At 47.4% G+C, this 12,393-nt stretch carries 16 protein-coding genes and 1 pseudogene; 9 read left to right on the top strand and 8 right to left on the bottom strand.

Translation table 11 applies throughout. From position 1 onward, the window contains the following. Window positions 1-155 precede the first annotated feature (155 nt). A complete protein-coding gene (locus tag Q0991_RS14495) occupies window positions 156-584 on the bottom strand; it encodes a type II toxin-antitoxin system VapC family toxin (protein WP_299489482.1) in 429 nt (142 codons plus the stop codon). Continuing rightward, a complete protein-coding gene (locus Q0991_RS14490) occupies window positions 584-835 on the bottom strand; it encodes a type II toxin-antitoxin system Phd/YefM family antitoxin (protein ID WP_299489481.1) in 252 nt (83 codons plus the stop codon). Before Q0991_RS14490 ends, Q0991_RS14495 begins: the two co-directional genes overlap by 1 nt. A gap of 30 nt (window positions 836-865) precedes the next feature. Here Q0991_RS14490 and Q0991_RS14485 point away from each other — a divergent pair, with 30 nt between their 5' ends. From Q0991_RS14485 to Q0991_RS14455, 7 genes are all read left to right on the top strand, one after another. Continuing rightward, entirely contained in the window at window positions 866-1,162 is a 297-nt protein-coding gene (locus Q0991_RS14485; protein WP_366524963.1) for a DUF3352 domain-containing protein, read from the top strand. Window positions 1,163-1,457: 295 nt separating this feature from the next. Next, window positions 1,458-1,865, top strand: coding sequence for a VOC family protein (locus Q0991_RS14480; protein WP_299489480.1), 408 nt, complete (start codon window positions 1,458-1,460; stop codon window positions 1,863-1,865). 34 nt (window positions 1,866-1,899) lie between these two features. Beyond that, window positions 1,900-2,865, top strand: coding sequence for a pyridoxamine 5'-phosphate oxidase family protein (locus Q0991_RS14475; protein WP_299489479.1), 966 nt, complete (start codon window positions 1,900-1,902; stop codon window positions 2,863-2,865). Between the two features lie 60 nt (window positions 2,866-2,925). Continuing rightward, complete coding sequence (locus Q0991_RS14470; protein WP_299489478.1) at window positions 2,926-3,558, top strand: glutathione S-transferase N-terminal domain-containing protein; 633 nt, start codon at window positions 2,926-2,928, stop codon at window positions 3,556-3,558. Window positions 3,559-3,647: 89 nt separating this feature from the next. Beyond that, window positions 3,648-4,232 (top strand): TetR/AcrR family transcriptional regulator, encoded by a 585-nt coding sequence (locus tag Q0991_RS14465; RefSeq protein ID WP_299489477.1) that lies wholly within the window; start codon window positions 3,648-3,650, stop codon window positions 4,230-4,232. Between the two features lie 144 nt (window positions 4,233-4,376). Next, the gene (gene pyrC, locus Q0991_RS14460) at window positions 4,377-5,408 is read left to right on the top strand and encodes a dihydroorotase (protein ID WP_299489476.1); all 1,032 of its coding nucleotides are present in this window, start codon (window positions 4,377-4,379) and stop codon (window positions 5,406-5,408) included. Next, complete coding sequence (locus tag Q0991_RS14455; RefSeq protein ID WP_299489475.1) at window positions 5,393-5,869, top strand: hypothetical protein; 477 nt, start codon at window positions 5,393-5,395, stop codon at window positions 5,867-5,869. Before pyrC ends, Q0991_RS14455 begins: the two co-directional genes overlap by 16 nt. A gap of 297 nt (window positions 5,870-6,166) precedes the next feature. Here the strand turns inward: Q0991_RS14455 and Q0991_RS14450 are convergent, their stop codons facing one another. Beyond that, window positions 6,167-7,141 (bottom strand): PleD family two-component system response regulator, encoded by a 975-nt coding sequence (locus tag Q0991_RS14450; RefSeq protein WP_299489474.1) that lies wholly within the window; start codon window positions 7,139-7,141, stop codon window positions 6,167-6,169. Window positions 7,142-7,427: 286 nt separating this feature from the next. On the opposite strand from Q0991_RS14450, the gene Q0991_RS14445 reads away from it, so the two are divergent. Together Q0991_RS14445 and Q0991_RS14440 are read left to right on the top strand one after the other, a co-directional pair. Then, window positions 7,428-8,042, top strand: coding sequence for a hypothetical protein (locus Q0991_RS14445; protein WP_299489473.1), 615 nt, complete (start codon window positions 7,428-7,430; stop codon window positions 8,040-8,042). 277 nt (window positions 8,043-8,319) lie between these two features. Further along, complete coding sequence (locus Q0991_RS14440; protein ID WP_299489472.1) at window positions 8,320-8,934, top strand: hypothetical protein; 615 nt, start codon at window positions 8,320-8,322, stop codon at window positions 8,932-8,934. Between the two features lie 94 nt (window positions 8,935-9,028). Here Q0991_RS14440 and Q0991_RS14435 read toward each other — a convergent pair whose 3' ends face one another. From Q0991_RS14435 to Q0991_RS25185, 5 genes and pseudogenes are all read right to left on the bottom strand, one after another. After that, entirely contained in the window at window positions 9,029-9,427 is a 399-nt protein-coding gene (locus Q0991_RS14435) for a hypothetical protein (protein WP_299489471.1), read from the bottom strand. Window positions 9,428-9,440: 13 nt separating this feature from the next. Next, on the bottom strand, window positions 9,441-10,694 hold the full coding sequence (locus Q0991_RS14430) for a uracil-xanthine permease family protein (protein WP_299489470.1): 1,254 nt from the start codon (window positions 10,692-10,694) through the stop codon (window positions 9,441-9,443). Between the two features lie 396 nt (window positions 10,695-11,090). Beyond that, the gene (locus tag Q0991_RS14425) at window positions 11,091-11,309 is read right to left on the bottom strand and encodes a hypothetical protein (RefSeq protein WP_299489469.1); all 219 of its coding nucleotides are present in this window, start codon (window positions 11,307-11,309) and stop codon (window positions 11,091-11,093) included. A gap of 410 nt (window positions 11,310-11,719) precedes the next feature. Beyond that, window positions 11,720-12,232, bottom strand: coding sequence for a DUF1579 domain-containing protein (locus Q0991_RS14420; protein WP_299489468.1), 513 nt, complete (start codon window positions 12,230-12,232; stop codon window positions 11,720-11,722). A 44-nt stretch (window positions 12,233-12,276) separates the two neighbouring features. After that, a pseudogene (locus tag Q0991_RS25185) lies at window positions 12,277-12,393 on the bottom strand (VOC family protein); the annotation flags it as partial.

Genomic DNA, 12,393 nt, shown 5'->3' with positions numbered 1-12,393 from the left:
AATTCAGCTATCGATATGGTACTGGACTAAAAAATCAGAGCAGATCGCAGCATTTATTGAGTAAGTAGCACATCATGAAACGAATATTGCAAGAGGTCTCTTAGCTATCAACATTTTCACGGTTGTAGGCTTCACCAGAAACCTTCCGAATGGCTCTACCCACGACCAAACTCCCAAGGATTAATAATCTCCACCCCAGTCCGTTCAAAGTCATTGACATTTCGAGTCACCAGTGTCAAACCATGCACCAGTGCCGTAGCCGCAATCAGCGCATCGTAAGCAGGCATCGGATCCGGGACATGGAGCCTCGCGCAACGCAGCGCGACTTGGGAGTGAATGGGCAAGATACGCTCTGCATAGTTATCGAGCACATGATGATCAAACCACTGTCGGAGTAGCGCCCCCTGCTCAGCATCACGCCGTTCTGTCAGCAACACTCCCCGTTCAATCTCAAAGATCGAGATGACTGAAATATAGGATTGCTCCCCCGGCGTCTCCCTGGCCCACAGTTCCACCTGGGGATGAGCATTCTTTGAACCTACCTTCCGCAGTTCCGATACAACATTCGTATCGAGCAAAAACATTAAGCCAGATCCACTTGTCTGAGCGCCGTATCCTTATCCCGCACCGACTCAAACTCAACCTCAGCGGCGTCAGGCATCGCCAACAAATCGGCCACAGAGTCAGCAGATTGAACAAGCCTGTAATACTGCTCTACCGTTAACAACACATGGGCCAGTGTCCCCCGATCCGTGATAAAGACCGGTCCATCCTCCGCTGCCCGTTTAGCCTTACCTACATCTTGATTAAATTCACGACTAGAAAAGGTATTCACCTGATTTACCCAATGTAGAGATGTACCTACATTATATGCGTTGCTAACTTATCCCTCGAAAATCATGAGAGCAAGGTTCGTCGTTATCAGGGAGTCTCCTTAGTAGATAGGAAATGCGATCGCAAAAAAGCGACCGCTACTTTTGCCAAGCTAGATACCTTTGCCCAACAAAATAAAATTAAAGTTTCCAACAGTAAAATTGGCGATGTGCAGGTGACCCATTGGCAGGTTCCTCCCTTAGGTTTTCCTATTTCCTGGAAAGAAGTAACGGAAGAAGAAACAAACGGCAAGTTACCGTGGGAAGATTTCAGAGACTGGCTTCTCTAAGCCCCTGTAATCTTTGCAGGAACTGAACTATGAGTGAGTTCCTCGAGTGCATTAGTCACTGGTCTTGTTTTGCATCACTGATGATGAAATACAGACAAATGGTTCTGTAAAACTGGAATCACTCATGCGCACCCAAAAAGCCCATCAGGTATTTTTGGGTGCGCTCTTAAATTTATGCCTTGACAATATACAGACCTGTCTGTATAAATGAATTAGCTCAAGCAATACCAAATGCCATTTGCGGCATCTTCTAAACGCATCGGCATCCCTCTCATTGAAATTTAAGGAATCCACCATGACTAAATCTGCAGTCACTCAAGGCGCTCACCACGTAGGATTAACCGTTCCCGACCTCCAACAGACTCGTGCTTTCTTTATGGATACCCTAGGCTTCAAGCAAGTCGGTGAAAAACCGGATTACCCGGCTGTGTTTGTTTCTGACGGCACGATTATGATTACCCTGTGGCAAGCCATGAATCCAGAACAGGCCACCCCCTTTGATCGCAAAAATGTGATTGGCTTACATCACTTTGCCCTCAAAATGGAAAGCCTGACCGCATTAACTGAATTGCATCAAACCCTGACTCAGACCCCTGGTGTTGAAATTGAATTTGCCCCCGAATCCCTGGGCGGTACGCCCCTGCACCATATGATGTGCTACATTCCTGGCGGCATTCGGATGGAATTGATTGCGGCGGGTTAATAGGCTTTTAGAGTGAATTGAAGAGGTCATCCCTATGTCAGGCTGGACAAGAGAAACATCTCCCTTTCATGCCGGAGAACAAGCGGTTCAAGAACGGTATGGGATTCGCGATCGCATGGAAAAACAAGGACGTCGCATTATCCGTGACTTCCTGCCAGAACAGCATCGGACCTTTTATCCGCAGCTCCCCTTTCTTCTTGTGGGTAGCGTTGATCAGGAGGGACGCCCTTGGGCCTCAATTGTGGCTGGCCAACCCGGCTTTATCTCCTCCCCAGATCCGCAAACCCTGAGCATTCAAACTCAGCCCATCGCCGGTGACCCGCTCCAGCAAAACCTAAAGGTCGGCGCTGATGTGGGGCTGTTAGGGATAGAACTACCCACCCGACGGCGCAACCGGATGAATGGGGTGATCCAGCAGATCACCTCGGCAGGATTTGTTGTGGAGGTGAAACAAACCTTTGGCAACTGTCCCCAATACATCCAGACCCGCGACGTGCGGTTTATACCTGAACAAGCGAACCCGGCTGCATTGACTGCTGTTGACGCCTTGGATTCAGATCTTCAAGCGGTCGTTGAATCGGCTGATACCTTTTTTATTGCCACTCGCTATGCCGATAGCACGTCAAACCTGGCCCATGGCGTTGATGTCTCCCATCGAGGCGGTAAACCTGGGTTTATCCGGGTGGATGATGCCAAGACCCTGACCTTTCCAGACTTTGCTGGCAACCTGGCGTTCAATACCATTGGTAACCTAATTCTCGATTCACGGGTTGGACTCTTGTTTCCCAACTTTCAAATGGGGGATTTGCTGACCTTGACGGGCAAGGCCGATGTGATTTGGGACGGTGACGATCTGCAGTCTTTTGCAGGAGCAGAGCGACTGATTCAAATCAAACTGGAAGCAGGCTTCTTACTTCAATCAGCCTTACCCTTTCAGGCTGACTTTCAAGAGTATTCTCCTTTTTTGCAAAAAACAGGAAGTTGGCCAAAGGTCGTCTAGCAGACTGGAAGACGATAACTCCCAATCAACCCCCATACTTAAACTTGACAGGTGCTTACCATGATCCACCTCTACACTTACACAACCCCCAATGGACGCAAGCCCGCCATTCTCCTGGAAGAACTAGGGTTGCCCTATACCCTTCACGAAGTTGATTTGGGCAAGGGAGAACAGTTCAGTCCCGAATTTGTGGCCCTTAATCCCAATAGCAAAATTCCAGCTATCCAAGACGAAGAGACAGGTGTGACCGTTTTTGAGTCAGGTGCCATCCTGATCTACCTGGCGGAAATAGCCGGAAAACTTTTACCCACCGATGTTGCAAGTCGGGCGCAGGTGTTCTCATGGCTGATGTTTCAAATGGCAGGTGTTGGTCCGATGTTTGGTCAACTGGGACATTTCCGCCGATCTGCACCAGAACCGATCGAATACGCCATTCATCGCTATGAACAAGAAACCTTACGCTTGGTCAAGGTTCTAGATCGTCAATTAGAGCATAGGGATTTCATTGCTGGTGATTATTCAATTGCAGATATTGCCACCTATCCCTGGGCGGCTGCCTATGAGTATGTTGGGGTTAGCTTAGACCCCTTTCCCCATGTTCAAGCTTGGTTAGAGCGAGTGGGCCAAAGACCTGCCGTGCAAACAGGGATGGCCATTTTGACCCCTGAGTTTAAGAGTGATTTGGCTCAATAGTCCCTGAGAAAAAATTTCACCCCAAGCGCTAAACGCCGTTCCCTTAACCAGATGATAAGCTGAAGCCGACTCCTCCTTTTGATTTGTCTATGCCCGCTTCCAAGTCACCCCGAAAACCTGTTCGTGAGCGTATTCTAGAGACGGCCTGCGAACTGTTCTACCGTGAGGGCATTCAGAATGTTGGCATCGATCGGATTATTGCCGAGTCCGGTGTGGCGAAGATGTCTCTCTACAACCATTTCAAGTCTAAAGATGCCTTGATCGAAGCGTTTCTACGCCAACGAGATCAACAATGGCGAGAATGGTTTGTCACTAGAGTAGAAGAGCGCAGTGCTGACCCCAAACAGCGAATTCTCATCTTGTTTGATGTTTTGCAAGAATGGTTTGAAAGCCCTAATTTTCGGGGCTGTGCCTTTATCAATGCCACGGTTGAATTAGCCAATCCCCATCATCCAGGCTGCCAGGCCGCTTTGGACCATCAACTCGCGGTCTATCAATATATTTTTGATTTAGTAAAAGCAGAAGGAATTGAACCCACAGAACTTGTGGCCCGCCAGCTGTTGCTACTTGTCCAGGGGGCCATTGTGATTGCGATGATGCAAAATCGTCCCCTCGCAGCGATTGAAGCGAAGCATGCCGCAACCACGTTGCTGAAGCGTTATGCGGATGCGTGATCGGTCTTCTGAGCAGAACATTATGCATCGTGTTGGGAGTGAGCTTCTGGCCTCAAGAAGGGGGGCATGCCAATTTTTGCACTCCCTCCTATGCCCTTTAGCGGTGGGAGTCGGGCCTGCGATCGCAAGATCTATGATAAATAGATGCAAAAGCTCACCATTACCCGACCTGACGACTGGCACCTCCATCTCCGTGATGGTGCAGCCTTAAAAGCGGTTCTACCCCACTCTGCCCGTCAGTTTGCTCGTGCCATCATCATGCCCAACTTAAAGCCTCCCATCCGTTCGGTGGCTGATGCTGCGGCCTATCGAGATCGAATTTTAGCGGCGCTTCCGGTGGGTCAGGCATTTGAGCCCTTGATGACGCTTTACCTGACTGATAATACGAGCCCCGCAGAGATCGCTGCCGCGAAAGCATCGAAATTTATCAAAGCGGTGAAGTACTATCCGGCAGGTGCAACCACTAATTCAGACTCCGGTGTGACGGATATTCGGAAGTGCGATCGCGTTTTTGCCGCCATGGAGCAGGAGGGTATCCCGCTTTTACTGCATGGGGAAGTGACCGATGCAGAGGTTGATGTGTTCGATCGCGAGAAAGTATTTATCGAAAAACACTTAATCCCTCTCGTATCGCGATTCCCTAAACTCCGCGTGGTGCTTGAACATATCACGACCTTAGATGCAGTGCAGTTTGTCCTCAATGCCAACCGCAACATTGCGGCAACCATCACGCCCCAACATCTGTTGTTCAGCCGTAATGCCCTATTCAAAGGTGGCCTTCGCCCTCATTACTACTGCCTACCTATTTTGAAACGCGAGCAGCATCGCTTAGCGCTGCTCCAAGCGGCAACATCTGGCAACCCTAAGTTCTTTCTGGGAACAGATAGTGCCCCCCATACGCGCAATACAAAAGAAAGTGACTGTGGTTGCGCCGGTTGTTACTCGGCACTCCATGCCATGGCGTTATATGCTGAAGCATTTGAAAGTGTAGATGCTCTCAATCACCTGGAAGCGTTCGCGAGCTTCTATGGTCCCGATTTTTATCGGCTTCCGCGCAATACGGAGACCATCACCTTGGTTAAAAAAACTTGGCGCATTCCCCATGAAGTGTCTTTTTTGGATGTTGGTCTGGTGCCATTAAAGGCAGGAGAGGAGATTCCGTGGCAGATGATATAGCCCACCGAACAACCCTGAATTCTGTTGAAGAAAATGAAAACTGGGCTGGATTTGAGGTGATTACCGAAATCGGAGAAATTTTAGGATGGGTTAAAAATGTGAGTTGTGAAGATGATTCGCCTAGTGCTTTGGTCATCTCCATTCTGCCCATACTATGGTTACCCAAGGTGATTACGGGGAGTTATCGGTTACCAGCTTCGGAGATTGTTAGTTTTGGACCTGATCGCGTAATTGTTTTGGAAGGGGCTAAATACAGACTGGATGCTCAAACGGTTTCTTGGCTGGAGAGAATTGGCTTAATTCACCCCCCTTGGTGTCAAGCTTACGAGGAAGTCTATTCAGCCTGCAATGGGGATGATGAATGGAGAGAGGGGGACGATCCAGGAGCCTCGCTCATTCCTGTCCCCCGAAAACCAGGCCCCACCCCACTTAGCAGTGAGGTGGAAGTGCCGAAGGATTAAGCCAGTATTCCTGTGCGATCGCACTATCAATCCATGAGCTTCCTAATGAGATCTATGCAGCACAGGAAAGTGTCAGGACTCAGTGTCCAAGATTTTAATTGAGAATTCTAGAAAAATTCAATTCTTGAGATATTTGATTTCTCGTTCAAATATCAGGAATTTTTAATTCAATAGTCAATATTATTGAGAATGGTGAACTAGGATACTGAGTCCTAATACTTTCAAGAAGGAAGCTAAGATCAGGGCAGCGGATAGGGTGTTGAAAAAGATTAGGAAGGCATAACAAAATTTTATTTCTTATTTCATAGAAGCATCTACAACTACCCGATCTCGTCCTTCAGCCTTGGCTTTATACAGGGCTTGGTCGGCAGCCTGGAGCAACAGTTCGGTTCCTATTAAGTGGGGACTTGGGATTACGCTAGCCACCCCCAAGCTGATCGTGACATGATCGCAATTGGCAGAGTGCGGATGAGGCAAAGCGAGAGCCTTAACGAAGTGACGAATTACTTCCGCGACATGGACCGCACCTGCTAAGGACGTATTAGGCAGAAGGGCTGCAAACTCTTCACCCCCATATCGAGCCGCTAGATCTGCCGGACGCTTGAGGCATTGCTGAAAGCCACGAGCAACTTTAACAAGGCATTGATCTCCCTGAAGATGGCCGTAGGTATCGTTATAGGCTTTGAAGGTATCAATGTCTCCTAGAATCACAGATAAGTTCGATTTCTCCCTCGCCATCCGTCGCCATTCTTGTTGGAGACGTTCAGAGAAAACCCGTCGATTCGCCAATTGGGTTAAATCATCAACAGAGGCAAGCTGAGACAGTTTTTGGTTAGCTTCCTCAACTTCTTTATAAAGTTGATGCTTTTGGATTAGAAGGTGAATCCGCTGTCTGAGGACAGGCCAGCGGATCGGCTTGGTGATGAAATCAGTTACACCACAATCAAACGCTTTGTTAATAGTGGTTTCATCCTCTAGTCCTGTAATCATCAGAATCGGAGTGTAGGCACTTCCGGGAAGTGCCAGAAGGCGTTTACAGCATTCAAAGCCATTCATCTGGGGCATCATGGCGTCAAGAATCACCAGTTGAGGGGACTCTCGCTGGTAAGCGGCTAGACAGGATTCCCCATCCGAAACTGTCACAATCCGATATCCCTCGTTTTTCAGGAGTACGGCCAGATCGTCTCGACTTGTTTGGTCATCATCTGCAATCAGGATTATGGGTTGAGCTTTAGATGGGATGTTATGGGCGACGGGTGGGTTATAAGCCATTAGGGATAAGACTACTTATGTCATCAGGGACGGTGAGCAAGGCTTAACTTGCTCCAGCTTCTGAGAGATAATGCCACCAAGGAATAATGGGTATTGTCCTATGACTTGGCCGCAAGTGTTCACAGGGAAATACGGTAATTTTGTTAAGAAATAATTTGAGGGGCAGAAGTATTGATGTGATTGAACGCGGTCCACGTTCTCTGATCTCACCCCTAAGATTTGAAACAATCCCACTTCGATCAAGGAGCTATGTCGTTACACTGGCTGTGCACAAGAGGATTCCCCCATGACCACCCCTATCGTTGCCCTCAATCCTAAGCCTGTTCCCAAGCCAAACCCACAACAACTTAAGCCCTCCTCTTTCACTCATAAGCTCTCAGACAAGACAACCTTACCCAAGAGAGCACCGAGGGGCACCCGACTACCCAAGCGGGAATCAGGGTATGGGGAACTAGGAGGAAACCGATATCGTTCACGGCGAACGACCCGGCCCATCCAACCTGATTTCAGCCCTCAGCCTAAATCTCCAGAAGTAACCCCGGCCAGCAGACCACGAACTCCACGAGTATTGGCGGAGTTGGAAAGGCGATTCAAGAATCTGGAGTTGAGACAGAAGAATTTGGTTGAGCAAGCCACCAGGACGAGAGGTAAGTTGGAATATCTAGCCGTTTCCAAGAATAGTGCCGGGCAATTCTGGAACACCGTGGAAGGGATAGGGAAGCCTTTCGTGCAGGAATCGTTTGCTTCGCCTGGTTTCTGCCTTGAGTGCGCCGTCGAGATTGAGGAAAACTTTGAGATGGAGCAGGTAATCGAGCTGCGGCCACCGGAGACGATGGAGCGGATCGAGGAGATGGTCGGGGAATATCAGGATCGGGAGCGAGTGAGTAGGGTTTGGGGGTGAATGCTTAGGGTCCATAACTGCCGACGTGCAGGCAGGGCAAGGAAAAAGTCTCAAGTTCAAGGGTAAAGCCTGTTGGAATCCATTGATCCGATTAAATTTGAGGCATCTGCATTTCTATCAAACGACAAACTGTATGACTGGAGTTATTTTTGACTATGTCGATGGAATGTTATGCAGAGCAAGAATTTCAGATAAGTTCATCTGTAAGATAAAACCTGAAACGAGTAGGGGCCTATGAAAAGCTGAATTATGATGTTTCTAAAAAGCTGTTGGGAATATGGATAAGGTCTACACAGATTGGGTCACAGTTAAAAATTTAGATACCCAAAATCGCTCCTTATTATTCCGCGTTGGAGGGCAAGATCGTGCTGGAGTGGTAGCCAAAGTTACTGGGTTATTGGAACTCCAGCACCTATATGTTGAAGCAATTCAGTTTAATCTGATTTTGCCAGAGCAAGACCAATTTGAAATGGAAATTCTCACCAAAGGAACCCTAGATAATCTGACCTGCATTCAAGAACGCATCCAAGCTAATCAATTTTTACAGCCTGACTCAAGTCCCCAAAACACCTATCTCTATTGGCCGGAGGCTTACATGATGCATCTTGCCTTAAACACGCCAGATCAAGAAGGGCTTATTGCCAGAATTTCTAATATCGTTAGTACCCCCCGCGATACCAAAATTCCGTTTAGTGCAGGGAATTTTGTCTATTTAGTGGGCATTACCCATAATTCCGATGGTCCTCAGGGAGGCACCGCCTATTTTAGTGTACGGGCCAACATAGCCAGTCAGTCTTTGGACGTGCAACATCAGATTCAGAATCATCTTTTGGAATGGGCCAAAGAAAGTTGTATTGAAGAAGATATATGGATCCGTGATCTCAATCCTTGAGCGAGGTAGTGGTAATTTTTTGTTTAAGTTTTCGCGGACATTCTGCTACTCGTCAGCTTCGAGATAGGCCGCCAGCTGATTGCTATCTAGCCAATCACAGTAATGCTGAAGTAACTATCTCCCCACTCCTTGATACTGAAACTCCGGTAAAACTCCAGTTGGACCAAGCCTCCAACCAAAATTGCTCACGTTCTTGAACAGTAGAAAACTGTAAACTCAGGGAGAGTTGATTCAGTGAACAAAACGGACGACCGATACAAGGCTTCATTCGATACTCGCCAACGATCTGAGATCCCAGTTTTGCCACAAAGGTCTGACTCGTTTTTTTTCGCAATGTTTCCCTACAGTTTTCCTTGATCTCTTCCCCTGTCTTCTGGTCATGGCTGCGATAAACAGCCTTTTGAATCGGATGACTCAAAAGTGCTTGACTCAAGATTGCTGCTGCTTCGTCGATTTCCTGTGGTGGCATCGCCTGGATTTTAACGGGTTCCATCCGCTTGCATCAGTCAGGTTTCTAAACGTCGAGGAAGTAGAAGGTTCAGAATGATGCCAATGATACTACTGGCACCAATGCCTTCAAGGGCAAATTGTCCAGCCTTTAGGCGCATCCCCCCGACACCTAAGATTAAAATGGCACCAACAATAATCAGATTTCGAGTTTGTAAAAGATCTTCGCCCGCTTTGACGATGCTGTCCATGCCAACGACCACAATGGTCCCAAATAAAATCACTAATACGCCTCCCATTACTGGCGCGGGGATTGTGGATAAGAGCCCCTCAAGTTTTCCAGAAAAGGAGAGGATAATGGCAATGATCGCAGCCCAGGTCATAATGCCTGCATTGAACGATCTCGTTAAGGCAACGGCTCCAGTGACCTCTGAATAGGTCGTATTGGGTGGACCGCCTAAACAAGCTGCCAAAGAGGTTGCCAGCCCATCTCCTAACAGCGTCCGATGCAAGCCGGGATGCTGGAGAAAGGGTTGTCCGGTCACCGAACTCACCACTAAAATATCCCCAATGTGTTCAATGGCCGGAGCGATCGCGACTGGCAACATATACAACATGGCAGGGCCGTGAAAAACTGGCGTTGTGAAGTTGGGGATTGCAATCCAAGGTGCAGCCCGAAGTGGTGCAAAGTCAATCAAGCCCATGATCATAGCCGCAAGGTATCCGGCCAGAATCCCGACCAAGATAGGAATGAGCCTGAGCATCCTTCTGGCAAAAACGACGGTTAAGATTGTGGCTAAAAAAGACAAGCTAGATAAGATAATCGCGACAGATGCACTGATACCGTCTCCTGGTTCAGTCGCCATTTTAATTGCAATGGGGGCCAATGATAAGCCAATCACCATAATGACGGGGCCAGTCACAATCGTTGGCAGGACGTAGGTAACAATATGAGACCCTCGCCAAAAAATGAGCAAGCTCAGCAATAGATATAAAGCACCTGCAGCCAATAATCCTGATAGCGTTTCGGCTAAGCCAAATTTTCTAACGCTAATGGTAATCGGGGCAATGAAGGCAAAAGAGGAGCCTAAGAAGACAGGAATTTTGCCCCCAGTGATCCATTGAAAGCATAGGGTCCCAAGCCCAGCGGTAAACAAAGCAACATTGGGATTTAAGCCCGTCAGGATTGGGACGAGAACTAGTGCTCCGAAGGCAACCAGCAACATTTGCGCCCCCTGAATAATATCTCTCGGGTCCAATCGATATTGCGTTGAATCACTCTTGGTATTTTGGGGAGGAGATCCTTTAGACATCAAGGGTAGTGGGTCTCGCTACATAACAACTTCCTGGTAGTTTAACAGGCACGGTGGCCCTGTTTAAAAACAGGGAATTTAGGATTACACTACCACAGCAAAATAAGTCATCAATTGTCGATGAATGGAGCAACAACTCATTTTGGTTTTTTATCTAACTAACCTGAAATATCAGCCATTAAACCTAATATGAATAGCTAAAAAATAAGAGATAAGTAATTCCATCGCCTCGCTTTGACAGTTCTCACCATAATTCCGTTTTCTCAGCACGACAAACTAGATACCCATCTTGGAGACCTTTAAAACTATAGGATTTCAAGCAACTCATTTCGGGTTTTATTCCATGGGTAAGCTTGACTGAAACCTTAACCTTTTCTCTGCATAGCATTCCACGCATCAATTTTCCAGGAGAGATTCAATGCCATTGAGCAAGTCTTTGCTTGGGAGGATAAATTCAAGAGCTTGTTGCTGCGATTCAAGCGGATCAGTAATTTGCATTATGCATTGAAAAGCCTGGCTTTCACGGTGATTAATCTCCGGTATTTCTGCCAAGGTTAGTCTCAACTTGAAATCAAGGAATTTATTGGTCTCCAAGATAGAGATCCATTTTGTCATACCTAGAAAACGGAATAATGGGGAGGATTTTCAAAGTGAGGCAATGCAAATACCTGTTTAATCTTTTCCAGGTATTTTCACTGCCTATATTTCAGGTTATGTAGATGATGGGCCGACTCCAATTGACCCTGATTCAAGAGTCTATCTAGCGTGTAGGTTAAATTGATTGTCGCCGATCCGGTTTTGCGATCTCGTCCCTAATACCAATCCGATCCCATCCCCAAGTACTGATCGAAGTGACCCCCATTAAATACAGTCTGGGATTAAAATTGTCCCGGATGTTCCCCTGTGATTTTATGGATTATGGAAATATAACAGCGGTGACATTGAGAGCTGAAATCACGGATATCATCACCAATAATTCCCCAGGGAGAGCAGCCTTCGCCCTCGAAATGCCGTTTTCCTAGCTCCTATTTCTTCCGGTAATAGTGTGTGGTCATGAACTGATACCATTGCCCATTATCACCCAGCGCATGGGAAGTCATAATCCGATGATCATCACTCTTTAATTCGATCACATCTTTGTATTGGCCTATGGTTCCATCACCTGCCATGCTGGGTCCTCGTGAATTGAGCGTTAACACCTTTCCTGTGTCATCAAGTTCACCGTCATATTGCCAAAGGTAGGCCATCATCGAACCGATCCAAGTCCCCACAAACTTTTGCTTCTGAACGTTGAAGCCTAGAGTCATGATCGTCGTACCAGGACCACCACACATTTCACCCTGGCCTTCACACTGAACCCAAAAGTTACCAATGGTTCTAACTATCTCAGTCCCGGTTGATTTTTCGGAGGGATGATCTGGACCCATTCTCGCATCTGATTCATAGGTCCATTCGCCAACAAGTTGTTGGAGCCATTGGTGTTCTTTTTGTGGCTCATGATTGATGGTTAGCTCTTTTTGTGGGGTAGTCGTTTCCATCGTTTTCTCTCCTTAGTTATTGGTGCAGTAATCCTGGAGAATCATCAAGCTGGTTTATCGCAGTTAATTAACCAGGGTATGGAAAATTGGTCAGTAACCATGCCAAAACGAATAGCCCAAAACGTCTCTTGGATTGGCATCGACACTGTTCCGTTTTCAGC

It is taken from the genome of Acaryochloris sp. IP29b_bin.137 (assembly GCF_028285745.1).
Lineage (GTDB): Bacteria > Cyanobacteriota > Cyanobacteriia > Thermosynechococcales > Thermosynechococcaceae > Acaryochloris.
This window is presented reverse-complemented; position numbering and strand designations above follow the sequence as displayed.